General features: G+C 40.2%; 18 protein-coding genes. 12 read left to right on the forward strand and 6 right to left on the reverse strand.

The genetic code is table 11. From position 1 onward, the window contains the following. Positions 1 to 40: 40 nt before the first annotated feature. Positions 41 to 508, forward strand: coding sequence for a GFA family protein (locus J500_RS00560; protein WP_004996942.1), 468 nt, complete (start codon positions 41 to 43; stop codon positions 506 to 508). A gap of 35 nt (positions 509 to 543) precedes the next feature. Here J500_RS00560 and J500_RS00565 read toward each other — a convergent pair whose 3' ends face one another. Continuing rightward, complete coding sequence (locus J500_RS00565; protein ID WP_004996945.1) at positions 544 to 1,248, reverse strand: SIMPL domain-containing protein; 705 nt, start codon at positions 1,246 to 1,248, stop codon at positions 544 to 546. A 473-nt stretch (positions 1,249 to 1,721) separates the two neighbouring features. Between J500_RS00565 and J500_RS00570 the strand changes: the two genes are divergently transcribed. The 7 genes from J500_RS00570 (at position 1,722) to sohB (ending at position 10,876) form a co-directional block, all read left to right on the forward strand. Next, complete coding sequence (locus tag J500_RS00570; protein WP_004988376.1) at positions 1,722 to 3,092, forward strand: diaminobutyrate--2-oxoglutarate transaminase; 1,371 nt, start codon at positions 1,722 to 1,724, stop codon at positions 3,090 to 3,092. 4 nt (positions 3,093 to 3,096) lie between these two features. Beyond that, complete coding sequence (locus tag J500_RS00575) at positions 3,097 to 4,629, forward strand: pyridoxal phosphate-dependent decarboxylase family protein (RefSeq protein WP_004996947.1); 1,533 nt, start codon at positions 3,097 to 3,099, stop codon at positions 4,627 to 4,629. 289 nt (positions 4,630 to 4,918) lie between these two features. Further along, positions 4,919 to 5,950, forward strand: a complete 1,032-nt coding sequence (locus J500_RS00580) for a substrate-binding domain-containing protein (RefSeq protein WP_004996950.1) — start codon at positions 4,919 to 4,921, stop codon at positions 5,948 to 5,950. A 114-nt stretch (positions 5,951 to 6,064) separates the two neighbouring features. After that, positions 6,065 to 7,444 (forward strand): phosphate ABC transporter permease subunit PstC, encoded by a 1,380-nt coding sequence (gene pstC / locus J500_RS00585; RefSeq protein WP_004988369.1) that lies wholly within the window; start codon positions 6,065 to 6,067, stop codon positions 7,442 to 7,444. Further along, positions 7,441 to 8,838: a phosphate ABC transporter permease PstA gene (gene pstA, locus J500_RS00590; RefSeq protein WP_034697679.1), complete on the forward strand. Its 1,398-nt coding sequence runs from the start codon at positions 7,441 to 7,443 to the stop codon at positions 8,836 to 8,838. The genes pstC and pstA overlap by 4 nt, the downstream gene beginning before the upstream one ends. Before the next feature lie 11 nt (positions 8,839 to 8,849). Beyond that, complete coding sequence (gene pstB, locus J500_RS00595) at positions 8,850 to 9,764, forward strand: phosphate ABC transporter ATP-binding protein PstB (RefSeq protein ID WP_370684998.1); 915 nt, start codon at positions 8,850 to 8,852, stop codon at positions 9,762 to 9,764. A 149-nt stretch (positions 9,765 to 9,913) separates the two neighbouring features. Next, positions 9,914 to 10,876, forward strand: coding sequence for a protease SohB (sohB, locus tag J500_RS00600; RefSeq protein WP_034697684.1), 963 nt, complete (start codon positions 9,914 to 9,916; stop codon positions 10,874 to 10,876). 30 nt (positions 10,877 to 10,906) lie between these two features. Here the strand turns inward: sohB and J500_RS00605 are convergent, their stop codons facing one another. From J500_RS00605 to J500_RS00625, 5 genes are all read right to left on the reverse strand, one after another. Then, positions 10,907 to 11,539 (reverse strand): DUF2238 domain-containing protein, encoded by a 633-nt coding sequence (locus tag J500_RS00605; RefSeq protein WP_004988360.1) that lies wholly within the window; start codon positions 11,537 to 11,539, stop codon positions 10,907 to 10,909. 85 nt (positions 11,540 to 11,624) lie between these two features. Beyond that, positions 11,625 to 13,013 carry an adenylosuccinate lyase gene (purB, locus tag J500_RS00610; protein WP_004988359.1) on the reverse strand — a complete coding sequence of 463 codons (1,389 nt, stop codon included), beginning with the start codon at positions 13,011 to 13,013 and terminating at the stop codon, positions 11,625 to 11,627. Positions 13,014 to 13,113: 100 nt separating this feature from the next. Continuing rightward, positions 13,114 to 13,851, reverse strand: coding sequence for a high frequency lysogenization protein HflD (hflD, locus tag J500_RS00615; protein WP_004988352.1), 738 nt, complete (start codon positions 13,849 to 13,851; stop codon positions 13,114 to 13,116). 24 nt (positions 13,852 to 13,875) lie between these two features. After that, the gene (gene mnmA, locus J500_RS00620) at positions 13,876 to 15,009 is read right to left on the reverse strand and encodes a tRNA 2-thiouridine(34) synthase MnmA (protein WP_004988349.1); all 1,134 of its coding nucleotides are present in this window, start codon (positions 15,007 to 15,009) and stop codon (positions 13,876 to 13,878) included. A gap of 4 nt (positions 15,010 to 15,013) precedes the next feature. Further along, a complete protein-coding gene (locus J500_RS00625; protein ID WP_004996960.1) occupies positions 15,014 to 15,499 on the reverse strand; it encodes an NUDIX hydrolase in 486 nt (161 codons plus the stop codon). A 412-nt stretch (positions 15,500 to 15,911) separates the two neighbouring features. Here J500_RS00625 and J500_RS00630 point away from each other — a divergent pair, with 412 nt between their 5' ends. From J500_RS00630 to J500_RS00645, 4 genes are all read left to right on the forward strand, one after another. Continuing rightward, positions 15,912 to 16,688, forward strand: a complete 777-nt coding sequence (locus J500_RS00630) for a Rossmann-like and DUF2520 domain-containing protein (protein ID WP_034697688.1) — start codon at positions 15,912 to 15,914, stop codon at positions 16,686 to 16,688. Between the two features lie 128 nt (positions 16,689 to 16,816). Further along, the gene (locus tag J500_RS00635) at positions 16,817 to 17,491 is read left to right on the forward strand and encodes a class I SAM-dependent methyltransferase (protein WP_004996965.1); all 675 of its coding nucleotides are present in this window, start codon (positions 16,817 to 16,819) and stop codon (positions 17,489 to 17,491) included. 243 nt (positions 17,492 to 17,734) lie between these two features. After that, the gene (locus J500_RS00640) at positions 17,735 to 18,415 is read left to right on the forward strand and encodes a paraquat-inducible protein A (protein WP_004996966.1); all 681 of its coding nucleotides are present in this window, start codon (positions 17,735 to 17,737) and stop codon (positions 18,413 to 18,415) included. Then, positions 18,412 to 19,215: a paraquat-inducible protein A gene (locus J500_RS00645; protein WP_004989663.1), complete on the forward strand. Its 804-nt coding sequence runs from the start codon at positions 18,412 to 18,414 to the stop codon at positions 19,213 to 19,215. Before J500_RS00640 ends, J500_RS00645 begins: the two co-directional genes overlap by 4 nt. Positions 19,216 to 19,227 lie beyond the last annotated feature (12 nt).

Here is a 19,227-nt window from a genome sequence, read left to right on the forward strand (position 1 = left end):
TCATAAGATTATGGACTTTTTATTATTCCAAGATTAAAAAATGACTTCAAAAAATCATCAAACATATACAGGTGCATGCTTGTGCGAATCTGTAAAATTTCAATTTTTAAATGAAAAAGTTAGTACTATTTATCGTTGCTATTGTAGTTTGTGCCGTAAACAAAGTGGTACTGGATCAAATGCGGCATTACTAGTGCGAAGTCAGCATTTTAAATGGTTACACGGGTTGGAATATATAGCAAAGTTTTCAAAAGATACTGGTTTTAACAGTCACTTTTGCAAAGAATGTGGTTCACCAGTACCTAATGCATTGTCGAATCATGCAGATGTCATGTGGATTCCATTGGGTTTAGTGGCACAAGATTTTTCAATAGAGCGCGAGTTGAGTTTCTGTGTGAATTCTCAGGTAACTTGGGCAAAACCTATGTCTGGTATATCTATTCAACAATATAAAGAATTACCAGTATGGCAAGAACTTAGCGATTTATTCAATCTCGAAGAAAAGTAAAGGACGTATCTAATACGTCCTTAAAGGATATTTAATCATTTAAACTGAATCGTACCATTTGCACTGACTGTAATTTTAGATTCACCTGCTGCCACATCTTGTGCAGGAGCAGCTTCAGCCGTCGCAAATTTTGCCATACTGGCGCGCATCATAATGGGCTGTGGGAAATAATTATTGGTATTTAAATTTAAATTGACCAAATTATAGCTACTTTTATTCCATGCCTGTGTAATCACTAGCGCACGTTGCTGGAAGTTTTTGGATGCTTCCACCATGAGCTCATTTTCAACTTTTTTACGTTGTTCATCCGAGACTGTAAAATTGATCGATTGGGTCTGGAAGTTTTGTTGTAATTCACTGATCAACTGACTTGCAGCTTTAAAGTCTTTACTTTCCAGACGGATTTCAGCACGTCCACGCCATTCCTTAAACTTACTGCTGTCATTGTCATAAACTGGATAAGTGCTTTGCGCGCCTGTTTCTACTTTAACCTGTGGATATTTACGCGAGACTGCCATCGCTTCATTCATCAGTTGATTAATTTGTGTAGCCAATGCAGCAGGTTGTTTATTACTTTTTTCAATATAAAGTGTGGCATGCATTTCATCATTGGACACCTGACGGGATGCTTCTGCCTGAACGTTCACGACATTATAGTTAAGCGACTCATTTTCTGCTGCAAATACAGCAGGACTCATGCTCGCAGAAAGTAATACACTGCCCAATAATAAATGGCGCATAACATCTCCTTAGAATATAAAATAAAAAATTGTTTTTATCTCAATCTATCTTAATGATCAGTGATGTAGAACTTAAACATCTTTTGTGGAGAGTTTGTAATAATTTAGATGTAATTAGAATCTATATATTGACAGTTAAGCTATTAAAAATCATATGTTTAATTATTCTTGATGATAAAATAAATGTTAAATTTATCAAAAGCAAAATAGTAGATAAAAAAAGCGTATTTTCTTTCGCTTGTCACATAGTATGATTATAAATTGTTCAAGGAGTTAGGCATTTATTTTTTTTGATCTATCTGCATGAAATTATAGACCAAAAGGTCTTTATTTTTATACAAAAAAGGGTATCATCGCCCTCCTAGTGATAAGAAAGCAAATGTTGCCTAACTAGATCCTACAAGCACCGAGTCAAAGGACCGCAAGTCACCAGACTTATTTCTTTCAACCCATATCAGAGATGGTAATTCGATATGAGCGTTAATTCTGTAAATCCTGCCACCCATTCAACTAACGAATACTACTTGACTCGCCAAAGTCAGATGGAATCGAATGTTCGTAGTTATCCGCGTAAATTACCGTTAGCCATTGCCAAAGCGCAAGGCTGTTGGGTTACAGACGTTGAAGGTACACAATACCTTGACTGTTTAGCGGGGGCGGGGACACTGGCTTTAGGCCACAATCATCCTGCGGTGATTCAAAGTATTCAAGACACTTTAGCAAGTGGTTTGCCTTTACATACTTTAGATTTAACAACTCCTTTGAAAGATGCATTTACTGAAGCATTACTCTCTTACTTGCCTGGCGGTCAGGAAGAATATTGCTTACAGTTCTGTGGTCCATCTGGTGCAGATGCGACCGAGGCGGCGATTAAACTTGCCAAAACTTATACTGGGCGTAGCTCGGTGATTAGTTTCTCTGGCGGTTATCATGGTATGACGCATGGTTCTCTTGCAATGACAGGGAATCTCAGTGCTAAAAATGCCGTGAATAATTTAATGCCGGGCGTACAGTTTATGCCATATCCGCATGAGTACCGTTGTCCATTAGGACTTGGTGGTGAAGCGGGTGTTGATGCATTAACTTATTATTTTGAAAACTTAATTGAAGATGTTGAAAGCGGTGTCACCAAGCCTGCTGCCGTGATTCTTGAAGCAATTCAAGGTGAAGGCGGTGTCGTGACTGCACCAGTGAAATGGTTGCAAAAAATCCGTGAAGTGACTGAAAAGCACAATATCGTTTTAATTCTGGACGAAGTTCAGGCTGGTTTTGCACGTTCAGGCAAAATGTTTGCTTTTGAACATGCAGGTATTGAGCCTGATGTGGTCGTCATGTCAAAAGCTGTGGGTGGTGGTTTACCGCTTGCTGTATTAGGTATTAAACGTAAATTTGATGCATGGCAACCTGCGGGTCATACTGGTACTTTCCGTGGTAACCAATTGGCAATGGGTACAGGTTTAGTGGTGTTAAATACCATTAAAGAACAAAACCTAGCCAAAAATGCACAAGAGCGTGGCGATTACCTGCAAGCTGAATTGAAAAAATTGGCTCAGGAATTTCCATGTATTGGTAACGTGCGTGGTCGCGGTCTGATGATTGGTGTTGAAATCGTAGATGAACGTAAACCAGTAGATCGTATTGGTTCACGTCCAGCTGATGCACAATTGGCTGCTGCCATTCAAACCGCTTGTTTCAACAATAAACTATTGCTTGAAAAAGGTGGTCGTAACGGTACCGTGATTCGTTTACTTTGTCCACTGATCATCTCTCAGGATGAATGTGTTGAAGTGCTTGCGCGTTTCAAAAAAGCAATGGGTGAAGCACTTAAAGCAGTTCGAGGCTAATCGCATGGTTGATTTTGCAGAACATCGTAAAGCGTTACTCTGCAATGATGCTGGTTCTATTGCTGACTATCAGTCAGCAATGGATGAGGCGGTGAAAGCCGTTGCTGCATGGTTGCAAAATGACAAAATGTATACAGGTGGGAGCATTAAAGAGTTGCGTTCAGCGATTTCTTTTAATCCTTCAAAAGAAGGGATGGGGCTACACCAGTCTTTAAGTCGTATGGTTGAGTTATTTCTCAACAAAAGCTTAAAGGTACACCATCCATATTCTCTTGCACATTTGCATTGTCCAACGATGGTGACTAGCCAAATTGCGGAAGTACTCATCAATGCGACTAACCAGTCGATGGATTCCTGGGATCAAAGCCCTGCGGGTTCTTTGATGGAAGTGCAATTGATTGACTGGTTACGTCAAAAGGTTGGTTATGGGTCTGGTCAAGCAGGCGTGTTTACCTCAGGTGGTACGCAGTCCAATTTGATGGGTGTCCTACTGGCGCGTGACTGGTGTATTTCCAAAAATTGGAAAAATGAAAACGGTCAGCCGTGGTCAGTCCAACGTGATGGTATTCCTGCGGAAGCCATGAAAAACGTTAAAGTCATTTGTTCTGAAAATGCACATTTCTCTGTGCAAAAGAACATGGCGATGATGGGCATGGGCTTTCAGTCGGTAGTGACCGTTCCTGTGAATGACAATGCCCAAATGGATGTGGATGCGCTTGAAAAAACCATGGCGCATTTACAAGCGGAAGGCAAAATCGTGGCATGTGTGGTTGCAACTGCGGGTACAACCGATGCAGGTGCGATTGATCCAGTCAAGAAAATCCGTGAAATCACCCATAAATATGGTGCATGGATGCATATTGATGCTGCTTGGGGAGGTGCATTGATTTTATCTAATGCACATCGTGATATGCTAGATGGTATTGAACTCTCCGATTCGATCACTTTAGACTTCCATAAGCATTATTTCCAAAGCATTAGCTGTGGTGCTTTCTTATTGAAAGATGAAGCGAATTATCGCTTTATGCATTATGAAGCAGAATATTTAAACTCTGCTTACGATGAAGAACATGGTGTACCAAATCTGGTTTCTAAATCATTGCAAACGACTCGACGTTTTGATGCCTTAAAACTCTGGATGACTGTGGAAGCCTTGGGTGAAGAACTTTATGGCTCCATGATTGATCATGGTGTGACGCTTACTCGTGAAGTTGCTGATTATATTAAAGCAACAGATGGGCTTGAGCTTTTGGTAGAACCACAATTTGCTTCAGTATTGTTCCGTGTTGTGCCTCAAGATTATCCTGTTGAATTTATCGATAGTCTGAATCAAAACGTTGCCGATGAATTATTTGCGCGTGGCGATGCCAATATTGGTGTAACTAAAGTTGGGCAAGTTCAGTCTTTAAAAATGACGACACTTAGCCCAGTGGCAACACTGGATAATGTGAAAAGCTTATTGGCACTGGTGCTTGCTGAAAGTGGTCGTATTAAAGATGACATCGTTGCAGGAACTTATACACCTGCGATTGATTAAGTCTTATGATTATGAAAAGGTCACTTCGGTGGCCTTTTTTATGACAGAATAATGAAATATTACATTTTAATGGATAAATAAAAATACAAAGCTTATATTGAAAATTGAAGTTACATATTGAAATTAAAAGAATTTTATAAAAATCAAAGTTTAGGGTTGAATTATCACAAAAGCGTCATCAAGTTGTCACCTAATTGTCATATTTTAAAATCAAAATGCATGTATCGAAAGTACACACATTCACTTACCCAGTGATGTACCCACTTAAGCTAAATAAAGAGAGAAGAGCATGCGCTTAAATCCACGTCAACTTGCCATTGCACTTGCAGTTTCTGGGGCCGCTATCGCGACAACTGCGAATGCAGCCCGTGATACGATTCAGATCGCTGGTTCATCCACTGTTTTACCTTATGCAAGTGTTGTTGCAGAAGAGTTTGGTAATACTTTCCCACAGTTTAAAACTCCAGTAGTCGGTTCTGGTGGTACGTCTGGTGGTCTAAAACAGTTCTGTCAAGGTGTTGGCGATAACACGATTGATATTGCAAACGCATCACGTAAAATTAAAGATACAGAATTAGCTGCTTGTAAAAAAGCAGGCGTGAACCAAGTACAAGAAATCAAAATTGGTTATGATGGTATTGTATTTGCATCAAACTCAAACAAAGCGGCTTATAAATTAAAACCAGCCTTTGTTTTTGCTGCGCTTGCTGAAAAACTACCATCAAATGGTCAATTGGTCGCAAACCCATATACGCGTTGGAACCAGATTGATAAATCACTTCCAAATGAACCGATTACTTTGGTGATTCCTGCATCTAACCACGGTACTCGCGAAGTATTCCAAGAGAAAATGGTAGAAGCGGGCTGTGAAGCTTACGATTACTTCAAAAAAATGGACAAAGAAGAACAGAAAAAAGCTTGTTCAGCATTTCGTAAGGATGGTCGTGTGATTGAAATCGCAGGCGACTATACTGAAACTCTGGCACGTTTAAAAACCTCTCCTAGCGCAGTTGGCGTATTTGGCTTAGGTTTCTATGACCAAAACCGTGACAAGCTTCGTGTTGCAACTGTAAACAACGTAGCACCTTCTGAAAAAACGATTTTGAATGGTAGTTATCCTGTATCTCGTCCTTTATTCTTCTATGTGAAAGGCGAGCATGTGAAATCAATTAAAGGCTTACCGCAATATGTAGAATTCTTCCTGAACAAAAAGACTTCAGGTAAAGGTTCTAAACTTGAAAAAGCGGGCTTGATTTCAATGTCTGATTCAGAACGTGCAAAAGTACTGGCAGACTTTAAAGCAGGTAAATCTGTTAAATAATAGATTGAAAATGAGAGCTGATGTCGGTGTGATACCTTCATCAGCTTTTTGTCTAGCAAGATGTTTAACTGGGTTTTTTCAAAGAATGAAAATTGAGAAAACGGTGGAGATTACATGAATCTGCTATTGATTGGCGTGCTATTGGCACTCATTGCCATAGCTTATCAAATTGGGTTGAGCAAAAGTCGCAGCCTAGCAGGTAAGGGAAATAACTCTGCATTATTACATTCACGACCGGGCTATTATGGCGCATTGGTCGCGTTATGGTGTGGTATCCCTGCTTTTTTAATTTTGATTGTTTGGAATTTGGTCGAACCCAATATTTTAAAGCATGTCGTTTTGGATCAAGTTCCAGCCGCAACTTTGGCAGGAATGGATCAAGCCAGCATTGAAGTATTGATGAATCGTGTCAAAGCAATTGCTTCTGGTTTCGGTGTTACCGATCAACCCGCTGCTTACGAACTTGCCGCCGCAGCGCAACTCGCTAAAGTACAAACCATTGGGTCATATGCCAAACTTGCGGTAGTGCTTTGTGCTGCGATCGTTGGTTTATTGATTGCAAAAAAACGTGTTGCAGAGAATTTTAGAGCACGTAATAAAGTTGAAAAAATTATTAATATCACGCTTGCACTTTGCTCGGGTGTAGCGATTCTGACGACACTTGGCATTGTGATGTCAATGTTTAGTGAAGCCTTAAGATTTTTCTCTTTCGTGAGCCCACTCGACTTCTTCTTTGGTACTGAGTGGAATCCAGGTTTTAGTACATCAGGTAGTGCAGAAGGTAGTTACGGTCTATTACCACTACTTTGGGGTACCCTCATGGTGAGTGGTATTGCCTTACTGGTTTCAGTGCCGATTGGTTTGATGATCGCAATTTATCTGGCTGAATATGCTTCTCCTACGTTGCGTTCATGGGCAAAACCAGCCATTGAAATTTTGGCGGGTATTCCGACCATTGTGTATGGTGTATTTGCCCTGATGATTATTGGCCCATTCTTTAAAATGGCGGGTGAATTGGTTGGCATTAATATCAATGCCACCAGTGCGCTCACCGCGGGTTTTGTGATGGGCATTATGATTATCCCATTCGTATCTTCACTTTCGGATGACATCATTACTCAGGTTCCACGTGCACTACGTGATGGTTCACTTGGACTTGGCGCGACTAAATCTGAAACGATTCGTCAGGTGGTGATTCCAGCAGCATTGCCCGGCATTATTGGTGCATTCTTATTGGCTGCTTCCCGCGCCATTGGTGAAACCATGATCGTGGTACTGGCAGCAGGGAATAGTCCTTTACTTCATGTCAATCCATTAGAAGCAGTGTCTACTGTGACAGTCACGATTGTCAACCAATTAACAGGTGATACAGATTTCGCAAGTCCTCAGGCGCTGGTTGCATTTGCTCTAGGTTTGACGCTGTTTGTAATCACTTTGGGTCTTAACATTGTTGCACTTTATATTGTGCGTAAATATCGCGAGCAATACGAATGAGTACATCAAATACTTCTACACCTTTGGATCAAAATAGTTTTGATCCACAAGTTGCCGCGGAATTACGCGAAAAACGTAAGAATACGATTCAAAAGTCTTTGGCAAAACGCCATCGCAAAGAAACGACATTTCGATTATTTGGTTTTTCTGCGGTTGTGATTGGTCTGTTATTTGTTGCCCTGTTATTTGGTAGTATCTTGGCAAAAGGTTTACCTGCTTTTTGGCAAACGAGTATGACCGTTCCTGTTTATTTCGATCCGACTCTCATTGAGGCAGGCCCTAAACCTGTACAGGCGTCAGGGGAAACACCAGCCCATTTTCAGGAACGCTATATTGAGTGGCAAACCAAAATGGGTATGGTCGATTGGGATGCATTAATCGTAAATGGTTTGATTGCCAAAGATCCATCTTTAGCTTCAAAACGTGATGATTTAAGTAGTTTGTACACTAGCTCTGAATCTTATCGCTTACGTGATATGGTCTTTAAGGATCCATCACTGATTGGTAAGCGTGAAGATATCAAGTTCCTAGCAGATGCCAATGTCGATGTCTGGTTAACAGGTAAGATCGATCGTAGTTTGCCAGATGATCAACAACAATTGAGTCCAGAAGTGCGTCAATTGGCCGATCAACTTGATAAAAATGGCGTACTTACACATTCATTTAATACCAATATTTTCACTAATCCAGACTCTCGTAGTTCGCCTGCAACCAGTGGTTTAGCCGGTGCATTTATGGGCTCGCTGTTTATGATGTTGATTGTGATCTTTATTTCGATCCCAATTGGTGTTGCCAGTGCGGTATATCTGGAAGAGTTTGCGAAACAAAACGTGATGACCGATGTCATTGAAGTCAATATTAATAATCTGGCTGCGGTTCCGTCGATTGTATTTGGTTTGCTTGGCGCTGCGATCTTTATTAACTGGATGCATTTACCTTTATCTGCCCCATTGGTTGGTGGTCTGGTCCTCAGCTTGATGACGCTTCCAACCGTTATTATTACGACGCGTGCTGCCCTGAAAGCTGTTCCACCATCGATTCGTCAAGCTGCGCTTGGTTTAGGAGCTTCACGGGTGCAAGTGGTATTCCATCATGTGTTGCCATTGGCATTGCCGGGTATTTTAACTGGTGCAATTATTGGTGTGGCTCAGGCTTTGGGTGAAACTGCGCCGTTACTTTTAATTGGTATGAGTGCTTTCGTCGCAAGTATTCCTACCAGTCCACTGGATCAATCAACAGCCCTACCTGTTCAAATTTTCTTATGGCAGGGTAATGAATTACGTAACTTCTTTGAAGGACGTACCGCAGCAGCCATTATTGTACTCTTGGCAATGATGATTGGTTTAAACAGCCTCGCAATTTGGTTACGTAAAAAATTCGAAGTGCGTTGGTAATAGAGGGTGAGATGATGAATACTATTGATACAACAAATGCCTTAGAAAAGGATAAAACAGTGAATTCTGATCAAAAGCAATTTACCAGTGCTGAAACGGAACCAAAACGTCAGACTTCATTTGTTTCACAGTTTGATACTCAGACGAGTCCAAAAAAAGAAACAAAGCAAAACGTCAAGCTCAGTGCTAATGATGTGCATGTCTATTATGGTGATAGCGAAGCGATTAAAGGCATTGATATCAGTATTTATGAAAATGAAGTGATTGCTTTTATTGGACCTTCTGGTTGTGGTAAATCAACTTTCTTACGTACCCTGAATCGTATGAATGATACGATTGATAGCTGTCGTGTGACGGGTAAGGTATTATTGGATAATCACGACATTTATGATCCAAACTTGGACGTAGTGTTACTACGTGCTCAAGTTGGTATGGTATTCCAAAAACCAAACCCATTCCCAAAATCAATTTTTGACAACGTTGCTTATGGCCCGAAATTACATGGCTTGGCACGTGATAAATACGATCTCGAAGAGATTGTTGAAAATAGTTTGCGTAAAGCAGGTTTGTGGGATGAAGTCAAAGATCGTTTGAATCAGCCAGGAACAGGCTTATCGGGTGGTCAACAACAACGCTTGTGTATTGCACGTACCATTGCAGTCAGTCCAGAAGTGATCCTGATGGATGAACCTTGTTCAGCGCTTGATCCAATCGCAACAGCAAAAGTTGAAGAATTAATTTCTGAACTTTCTAATCAGTACACCATTGCGATTGTAACGCACTCGATGCAACAAGCAGCGCGTGTTTCTGACCGTACTGCATACTTTCATTTGGGTGACTTGATTGAAGTCAACTCTACTGAAAAAGTCTTTACTCAACCTGATCATCAGTTGACTGAAGCGTATATTACGGGTCGTTTTGGTTGATTCTGTTCTATTAGAAAAAGCACCTTTGGGTGCTTTTTTTATCGAAAAAATGGCTGTATATCATCTTGTTTTCAAAAGTCATATTGAAATTTTCTAGTTTAGCCCTCATCTTTTGTTCATAAACAGGAACTGTAGAGAATAAACAGCTTATGCTATTTCATTTACCTAAATTACCCGCTGAACTCCATGTCAGCCATTTGAACGCGCGAGTGAATGAACAGCGTAAAAAAATAGCTCAAACCACTGCGTCAAAATTTGAGCTATTACAATTAACTCAACAACTGGCGAAAGAATCCAGATCGCGTAAGAAAAATAACCAAAAAGTCTTTGTACTCGATTTTAAAGGTGATATTCAGGCATCTGCTGTTGAACAACTACGTGAAGAAATTACACTGGTATTAGCAACTGCCAAAGCAGGAAAAGATCGTGTAGTGGTTCGTTTAGAAAGTCCAGGCGGCATGGTACACGGTTATGGCTTGGCAGCAGCACAATTGGTTCGTCTGCGTGATGCAGGGGTTCATGTCACCATTGTGGTCGATAAAGTGGCCGCGAGTGGTGGTTATATGATGGCCTGTATTGCGAGTGAAATTATTTCAGCGCCATTTGCCATTTTAGGTTCGATTGGTGTTGTGGCACAGGTTCCAAATTTTAATCGTTTGCTGAAACAGCATAATGTCGATTTTGAACTGTACACAGCGGGTGAATACAAACGTACCGTGACCATGTTTGGTGAAAATACGCCTGAAGGTAAAGCCAAATTTGAAGAAGAGTTGCAACAAACGCATGCACTATTTAAGCATTTTGTGGAGAAATATCGTCCACAACTGAATGTTGAGAAAGTTGCAACAGGTGAACATTGGTACGGACAAGATGCTTTAGATTTAAATCTGGTGGATAAATTACAAACATCTGATGAATACATTTTGGGCTTATTGCCACAACATGATGTCTATGTCATTAGCACACGTAAGCGTCCAACCTTAGGTGAAAAGCTTGGACTGCAAGCCGCGCAATTGGCGGATCATTTGATTCCAACTGTAATGAATAAATTTGTGGAAAGTTTGAGTAAAGCGAATAGTAATTTGGTTCAAATGCGTGATCCTAAACTTTAATTTTTTTGCTGCATCTTTAAAAGCACTCGATTAAGAGTGCTTTTTACTGAACAGATATTGTCCCAAACCATAGATTATGGTTCCAATCGTTGCCATGAGCATATCTTTATGCGCATCCCACATATCACCTTGTTGTCCATTATATTTTTCAGCCGCTTCAGGTGACATGCCGATCGCGATGGCCCACTCTATGAGTTCATAGGCCATACTGGACGCCATGACAAATTGTAAGACGAGCAAAAATAAGGTACGGGGTTGGGCTGTTGGAAACCAAACTTGAAAACAACGATAAAAAAATGGATAGAGCAAAAAGCCATAGCTAAAATGTACCAAACGATCATACATGTTGCGCTGCCATCCAAAAAAATGATCTAAATCAAAATGGAAAATCGCTTTAATCCAGTCGTTATAAGGTACATAAGAATATAAATAATGAGCTGCCAGAATATGAATAAATAGAAAACCCAGATAGAAACTAAAACTTAGAAAATCTAAGCCAATTTTTTTAAAGCTAATCACCAATAAAATAAGCATCAAGACAGTCCCCACTTGATGCAATAAATATGATTCAACTTCTAGGGGATGAATGCTGGCAATCGCAATTTCAATAAAAATAAGCAGAAAGCCAAGCCAGTGTCTTAGGGTAAATTTTTTCTCAATCATATCGAATCATTCTTTTTTGTTTGTAATAGGCGATAAAAAACGGAACCATTTTACAATGATTCCGCTCTATTTTAACTGATATCGATTAAAGCTTATTGATTAAATCGTTGATTTGTTGAGCTTGTTCTGCTGCATTTCCCGTATAGGTTGCAGGAGTCAGTTCAGCAAGGCGAGCACGTTCATCAGCCGGAACTTGAGCAAGTTCCTCACCATTGACAAAGTTCACCATCATGTCACGGGTCATTGCTTGACCACGCGTGAGCGCTTTTAATTTTTCGTATGGTTTTTCAACATTGTAGCGACGCATCACCGTTTGAATCGGTTCAGCCAGAACTTCTTGAGCTTGGTTTAAATCTTCATTTAAGCGATTTGCATTTAACTCAAGTTTACCAATCCCTTTTAAGCAAGCATCAAAGGCAATCAAGCTTTGAGCAAAACCAACACCCATGTTACGAAGAACAGTAGAGTCGGTTAAATCACGCTGCCAACGCGAAACAGGGAGTTTCTCACCTAAATGACCGAGTACTGCATTGGCAATACCTAAGTTACCTTCAGAGTTTTCAAAATCAATTGGATTGACTTTATGTGGCATGGTTGAAGAACCCACTTCACCATCTTTTAATTTTTGCTTGAAATAGCCAAGAGAAATATAGCCCCAAACATCGCGGTTAAAATCGATCAAAATCGTATTATAACGACGTAGTGCATCAAATAATTCCGCCATATAGTCATGCGGCTCAATTTGCGTAGTGTATGGGTTAAATGCTAAACCTAGAGACTCAACAAATGCTTGTGCATGTGCCGCCCAGTCAATCTCTGGATAAGCTGACAAGTGCGCATTGTAATTGCCTACAGCGCCATTGATCTTGCCAAGTAATTCAACATTTTCGAACTGTTTGATTTGGCGAGCCAAACGATAGGCAACGTTCGCCATCTCTTTACCCAACGTAGTTGGACTTGCAGTTTGACCATGTGTGCGAGATAACATGGGTTGGTCAGCATGCGTCGTCGCCAAAGCTGCAATCGCATTCAAAATTTGTTTCATACTAGCGACTAAAACTTCACGACCATTTTTAAGCATTAAAGCATGAGACAAGTTGTTGATGTCTTCAGATGTACAGGCAAAGTGAATAAATTCACCTGCATCTTTTAATTCATCAATATTCGCAATTTTTTCTTTTAAAAAGTATTCAACTGCTTTTACATCGTGATTGGTAGTGCGTTCAATCTCTTTAATACGATTGGCATCATCTTCAGAGAAATTGCTTACAATGGCATCTAAAGCGGCATTGGTTTCACTTGAAAATGCTGCAACTTCAATGATTTCTGGATGGTTTGCAAGCGCTTGTAACCAACGCACTTCAACAGTCACACGAGCATGAATTAAACCAAACTCAGAAAGATAGGGACGTAAAGCATCACATTTGCTTGCATAACGTCCGTCAAGTGGCGAGAGTGCGGTGAGCGCGTTCATACAGGTTCCTTAAAGTTAGTCTCTCTTGCGGAACTTTAGTCGTTCCTCAGGGAGAGATTTAGAGAGGGTATAAAGATATAAAATAAAATTCGTTGCAACATCAAAGTTCGACCATTTGATACTGTAAACGAGCGAGTGTTTGAATGTCTTGAAGCAATTTACGTTTGCTAAAAATCATATTCCATGAGCTACCACCTAACTGCCGCCAAAGATGCGCCATTTGCAATCCAGTAAATAGACAGGCTCGGATACGGTTGGTGTGATTGCTATCTTTGAACGCTTCAGCGTTGCCGCGAACCATAATGCGCGGATTAATCTGACCTGCTGTCTCGACATAGGTTTGCGCAAGGTTGGCAATAATACTCGGATGTAAATAGTTATTATCGAAAAATGACAGTTGTTTTAAAATTTTTTGCTGTGATTTTTCAATAATTTCAACATATTCTGGGTTTTTGTAGACTTTCTTTTCAAGTTGCAACAATGACATGGCATAAGTCATAGGCAGCTTGGCATTTGAGAGTTTAGGTAAACGCGATTTCGGTGAGCTTGAAAAAGGTTGAGTAATACTACTTTCCAGTGTTTTTAAACCCAGTGAAATATCGGCAAGTTGATGAAAGAAATCCAGTGTTTGCGTACTTGAATTCATAGCAGGGCGTATATTGAGACAGGCCTTAATCAGTTGTTCAAAGTAGAAGTTTCCACTTTCACCAATACTTTGTTGACCTGTCATCGCTGTCATGTGGGTCAACTGCGCGGCCTGAAAGACACCCGCAAGCGCCAAGGCACGGTTTTGACGTACATTCAGTGCTTGAGGCTGTTGAAAAGGGGTGTCAACCATGCCTAAGATTCCTTCATATATACTTTAAATAAAATCGGGTTTGGGTGCATTGGTGTTCAAGATTACACCGCCACCTAAACAGATCTCATCGGCGTAAAATACAACGCTTTGTCCTGGCGTGACCGCTCGCTGCGGTTGATCAAACTCAACACGAATACCATTTTCAGTATTTTCATCACGATAAATGGTACACGCCTGATCAGGTTGACGATAACGGGTTTTGGCTGTACATCGAAAACCCGAAGTCGGGATCTCTTGCTCACCTGCCACCCAGTCAATCGACTCACTCCAAAGCTGTGTGCTTTGCATAAGCGGATGTTCATGACCCTGACCAATCACCAGTCGATTATTGGCGATATCTTTATGTAGTACAAACCATGCGCCTTCAGGTGCATTCTTCAAACCACCTAAACCAATACCACCACGTTGACCCAGCGTATAGTACATTAAGCCGTGATGTTCACCAACCTCTTGACCATTATCCAAAACAATTTTTCCGGGTTGAGCAGGTAAATATTGTTTAAGAAAATCATTAAAGCGACGTTCACCAATAAAACAAATACCAGTCGAGTCTTTTTTCTTGGCTGTTGCTAAATCAAGTTGTTCCGCGATTTTACGCACTTCTGGTTTTTCAATTTCGCCCACAGGAAATAAGGTCTTATTAATTTCTCGACCATGAACCGCATGCAGAAAATAGGTCTGATCTTTATTATTGTCGACGCCACGTAATAAAGGTGCATAACTTTCACCACGTGAGTTTTGCAGACTTTCACCACGACGTGCGTAATGACCTGTGGCAATAAAGTCTGCACCTAAGGTCATCGCATGATCTAAAAATGCTCGGAATTTAATTTCTTTATTACAGAGGATATCTGGATTTGGGGTACGTCCCGCAGCGTATTCAGCAAGAAAATGCTCAAACACACGATCCCAATATTCCATGGCAAAGTTAGCCGTATGGAGCTTAATACCAATTTTATCGGCAACCGCTTGGGCATCTGCCAAATCTTCTAGTGCTGTACAGTATTTCGTTCCATCATCTTCTTCCCAGTTTTTCATGAAAAGACCTTCAACCTGATATCCTTGTTGAAGTAAAAGTGCAGCAGAAACCGATGAATCGACTCCACCAGACATCCCGACGATGACGCGTTGTGACATAGGATTAAGCATCCAGATTTGAAGTGAAAGAAGGAGAGTGGTGCTCATAAATGAGCGATAAAGGAAAGCGTTGACCGCTTAAAGCATCTTGAATGGCTTTGGTGACCAACGGACTACGTGCGCGAGCTGTTTCCTGCAATTCATCCAGATTCATCCAGACAGCGCGGACAATACCTGTATCTAATGTCGCATTTAGGTCAACATTGACGCTATGCGCTAAAAAGCAAAAACGGTAATAGGTCCGATCAGGAAACATTGGCGGTGTATAGGTATAAATACCAAGTAAGCCATAAATTTCAACCGTATGACCTGTTTCTTCAAGAGTTTCACGAATCGCAGCTTGTATCAGGGTTTCACCAGATTCAATATGACCTGCTGGCTGGTTGAATACGGTATGGGTGAGGCCTTCGCTATGTTCTTCAACAAATAGAAAACGCCCATCTTTTTCAACAACTGTGGCAACGGTAACGTGCGGTGTCCAAGCAGTCATAAAAAGCACCCTGATTTAAAAGCAGTATGATACAAAATTTGGGGCGCGGTGGCTAGTTGATGATTATGTCTTAGAAAAGGATAACAAGTATATGGATAATAGGTTAGAGTTGTTGCTAAAGCAAAAAAGTTTACACTCATTAAATGAGATATTAAGCATTTAACACGATTCATGGTGTTGCCTTTATCACTGAACAAGCAGTTTTGTTTGAAAGCTATGTGAAAAGGAATAAAGAATATCAATCCATGATTCAGAATAATGACCAGAAAGAAGCGGCTCAGTATAATCTAGCAAAATAAATGATGGATATTCGTCAAAAAGAGAAACAGGTTGAGCGTTTAAATCAACGGGCGATTGATTCGCCCTTTGTTTATTGGCATGCTTAAGCCTATTGCGATCAATGGGTTGAGTTATGAGGATTAGTTTTGTGGGTTCAGGCAAAGTGGCAACACATTTGGCCAAAACATTTGCATCCCAGCATCAAATTGTTCAAATCATGAGTCGTAATCTCGAACACGCAACAAAGCTTGCTAATCAGGTTGGAGCACAAGCGATTGATGATATAAAACAATTTAATTCAGAAATAGATTTAGTTGTTCTCGCAGTGAGTGATCAGTCTATTGCAACAGTCGTGCAATCTATTTCACCACAATTATCTGACGTTTTAATGGTGCATACTTCAGGAAGTACCGACCTCAGCGTATTATCAGATATACATCCAAATGCAGGGGTATTTTATCCGCTGCAAACTTTTAGTTTTGAACGCGAAATTGATTGGGCTGAAACTCCTTTGTTTATAGAGGCAAAACAACCACAAGCGCTAGGAATTCTAAATCAATTAGCAAATAGCCTAAGTAAACACGTTTATCATTATTCATCATCTCAGCGTTTAAGTTTACATTTGGCTGCGGTGTTTGCCTGTAATTTTAGTAATTATTGCTACGATATGGCCAAGCAAATTGTAGATCAGCAACAGGTCGATTTTTCACTGCTTTATCCTTTAATCTTGGAAACAGCAAAAAAAGCGACCCAATATGACCCTGTTCAAGTTCAAACAGGGCCTGCACTTCGAGAGGATCATAATATTTTGCAAATGCATCAGCATTTACTCGAACAGGCTAGTCGTCCTGATCTAAAAGAAATCTATCAGCTTTTAAGTCAAGCGATTATCACCAGACATCATATTTAAACTCGATTAGATTTTTTCATAACAGCGTAGATCATCTTTATTTTTTCTCCGATTGTGAAATAAAAACAAAGATGAAATAAATCTGTTGATAAGGCATTGATCGAGATATAAAAAAGGGATAAATCATTATGGCAAAAGATTTTAGTTCACAGCAAGTGGTAGAAGGTTACGATCAACATATTCGTAAATTGATCCCCGGATATGAGGTGGTTCATCAACAAATACAAGCATTGTTAAAAACTTATTTGCCTGAGACTGCGCATATTTTAGTAGTAGGTTGCGGAACGGGTTATGAACTTGGTTACTTATTACAAACTTTCCCCAATTGGCACTTCACTGCAACTGATTTATCAGCCGCTATGTTAGATAAAGCGCGAACTTCTCTCCAAGATTTGAATATTGATCATCGTGTTGATTTTCACTTGGGTGATGTTCATGAATTAGAAAATATCGTGAGTTTTGATGCCGCGCTTTCTATTTTAGTGACACATTTTGTTGCATTCCCTCAAAAGTTGGAATTTTTACAAGCCATTCAAAAACGGCTCAAAACAGAAGGTTTATTTATTACTTTTGACTTAACTGAAATTTCTTCAGAACCCGAACAACGTGCTTTAAAAAATATCTGTGAAAGTAATGGACTGACACAAACTCAAACGACTGCCATGTTAAAACGGCTTGCAGATGATTTCTATGCGTTAACGGATGAGCAAACGTTTGAATTGCTCGAACAGGCCGAATTCAATCAAGTGGCACGATTTACTCAAATTTTAAATTACCAAGGTTTTTTAGCTTTTTCAAAATAACAAAATTCAATGTAGTCTGAAACAGATCTATGATTGCTTGCGCATTGAGGATGATATATAAAATGATGATGAGCTGGACTTTTTAGAAAGGTTTGAGCATTTAAAAATGATCCTATCACAGCTCAGTGATTGCTCTGATTTAGGAAAAATTTGAAGTATTTCTCATCTGTTGGTACGTTGTTTATCGATTGAAATGCAATCTTATTATCGAAAAAATTAACAATAAAAGAGTCTTGATACATTATGAGTCAACCTTCATCACAGGATTCATTTTTGACTGAGTTAGATCAGAGTCGTTCAAATTCATCTCGTGATGTGTCACAGCGTAACTTATGTTGTTGTGAAGAGTGTGATGCAATTTATCAGAAAGTGAAACTCGGACGGGGTGAACGCGCGTATTGTAGTTGCTGTGGTGCAGAACTTTATCGGCAAGTTAAACCATTTAATACGCTATTGGCGCTGGTGATAACCGCATTAATTATTTTTATTGTCGCCAATAGTTTTCCCATCGTGAGTGTTGAGCTCAATGGCAATGTTTCCCAAACCACATTGTTGGGGGCAGCCTTGATGATGTTTCATATTGATCGAGCTTTTGTCGGGGTGCTCATTTTAATCACCACATTTATTGTTCCACTCACAGATTTATTGTTACTGGCTTATATCTTTGCATCAGTCAGTGTTTTTAAAACCAGACCCAAATACTTAATCCCTGCGTTAAGAGTAATCTATGTATTTCGAACATGGGGCATGGTCGAAGTTTTTCTAATTGGTGTACTGGTCACTTTGGTGAAATTAGTAGGAATGGTGGTGGTGATTCCGGGGATTGCTTTATGGGCATTTACAATATTGAGCCTATTATTGGTCTATATCGCGTCAGTTAAAGTCCAAGATATTTGGGATGAAGTTGATCGGTGCCAACCATGAAAAAAATCAAACACATCGGGGAACAAGTGCATCAAACAAGCGATGTTGCCGATGATGCCCGTATTCATCGAGTGAATCCAAGAGCGGTTGATCTCGGACTAGTGGCATGTCATTGTTGTGGTCTGGTGAATCCACAAAGTCACCACACGGATCAAACTCAATATTGCATTCGATGTAAGAGTGCATTGCATGTTCGTAAAGATCATAGTCAAAGCCGCACCTTGGCATTGGTGATTGCTGCGACGATTTTATATATTCCAGCAAATGTATTGCCAATGACCATTACCGATTCATTATTGGGACATCAGCAAGATACCATTATGAGTGGGGTCATTTACTTCTGGCAAAGCGGTGATTATTTTGTGGCAGCCGTGATTTTTACGGCCAGTATTTTTATTCCCATGGTCAAGTTGCTAATTTTATACTTTCTGGTTTTTGTGGTGCGAATGCAATCTACTGCGCAATGGACTATATTACCTTCACATTGCAGCGTGTTATATCGTATTGTGGAGTTTGTGGGGCGCTGGTCCATGATAGATGTATTTGTTGTGGCCTTACTAACCGCGCTGATACAAATTCAATCATTGGCCACGATTTTGGCAGGGCCTGGTGCCGTGGCTTTTGGTGCAGTGGTGGTATTGACCATGTTTGCTTCAATGAGTTTTGACCCACGTATTATTTGGGATAATTATTATTTATCCCAACAGCGAATAAATACCTCAACCAATGCTTCAAAAAACAACATGGTGAATCAGGTCAATCATTTGCCATCTAAAAATGATTTTTTTCAGCCTCGTTAAAAAGAACATGCA

Source organism: Acinetobacter sp. 479375, assembly GCF_000581715.1.
Classification (GTDB): domain Bacteria; phylum Pseudomonadota; class Gammaproteobacteria; order Pseudomonadales; family Moraxellaceae; genus Acinetobacter; species Acinetobacter ursingii.

Bases quoted from the DNA above. Each gene is read 5' to 3' on its own strand.
- J500_RS00625 (WP_004996960.1), bottom strand. From the start codon at position 15,499: ATGACTGCTTGGACACCGCACGTTACCGTTGCCACAGTTGTTGAAAAA.
- J500_RS00570 (WP_004988376.1), top strand. From the start codon at position 1,722: ATGAGCGTTAATTCTGTAAATCCTGCCACCCATTCAACTAACGAATAC.
- mnmA (WP_004988349.1), bottom strand. From the start codon at position 15,009: ATGTCACAACGCGTCATCGTCGGGATGTCTGGTGGAGTCGATTCATCG.
- J500_RS00565 (WP_004996945.1), bottom strand. From the start codon at position 1,248: ATGCGCCATTTATTATTGGGCAGTGTATTACTTTCTGCGAGCATGAGT.
- J500_RS00575 (WP_004996947.1), top strand. From the start codon at position 3,097: ATGGTTGATTTTGCAGAACATCGTAAAGCGTTACTCTGCAATGATGCT.
- J500_RS00635 (WP_004996965.1), top strand. From the start codon at position 16,817: ATGGCAAAAGATTTTAGTTCACAGCAAGTGGTAGAAGGTTACGATCAA.
- J500_RS00630 (WP_034697688.1), top strand. From the start codon at position 15,912: ATGAGGATTAGTTTTGTGGGTTCAGGCAAAGTGGCAACACATTTGGCC.
- pstB (WP_370684998.1), top strand. From the start codon at position 8,850: ATGATGAATACTATTGATACAACAAATGCCTTAGAAAAGGATAAAACA.
- J500_RS00645 (WP_004989663.1), top strand. From the start codon at position 18,412: ATGAAAAAAATCAAACACATCGGGGAACAAGTGCATCAAACAAGCGAT.
- pstA (WP_034697679.1), top strand. From the start codon at position 7,441: ATGAGTACATCAAATACTTCTACACCTTTGGATCAAAATAGTTTTGAT.
- J500_RS00605 (WP_004988360.1), bottom strand. From the start codon at position 11,539: ATGATTGAGAAAAAATTTACCCTAAGACACTGGCTTGGCTTTCTGCTT.
- hflD (WP_004988352.1), bottom strand. From the start codon at position 13,851: ATGGTTGACACCCCTTTTCAACAGCCTCAAGCACTGAATGTACGTCAA.
- J500_RS00560 (WP_004996942.1), top strand. From the start codon at position 41: ATGACTTCAAAAAATCATCAAACATATACAGGTGCATGCTTGTGCGAA.
- J500_RS00580 (WP_004996950.1), top strand. From the start codon at position 4,919: ATGCGCTTAAATCCACGTCAACTTGCCATTGCACTTGCAGTTTCTGGG.
- purB (WP_004988359.1), bottom strand. From the start codon at position 13,013: ATGAACGCGCTCACCGCACTCTCGCCACTTGACGGACGTTATGCAAGC.
- J500_RS00640 (WP_004996966.1), top strand. From the start codon at position 17,735: ATGAGTCAACCTTCATCACAGGATTCATTTTTGACTGAGTTAGATCAG.
- sohB (WP_034697684.1), top strand. From the start codon at position 9,914: ATGCTATTTCATTTACCTAAATTACCCGCTGAACTCCATGTCAGCCAT.
- pstC (WP_004988369.1), top strand. From the start codon at position 6,065: ATGAATCTGCTATTGATTGGCGTGCTATTGGCACTCATTGCCATAGCT.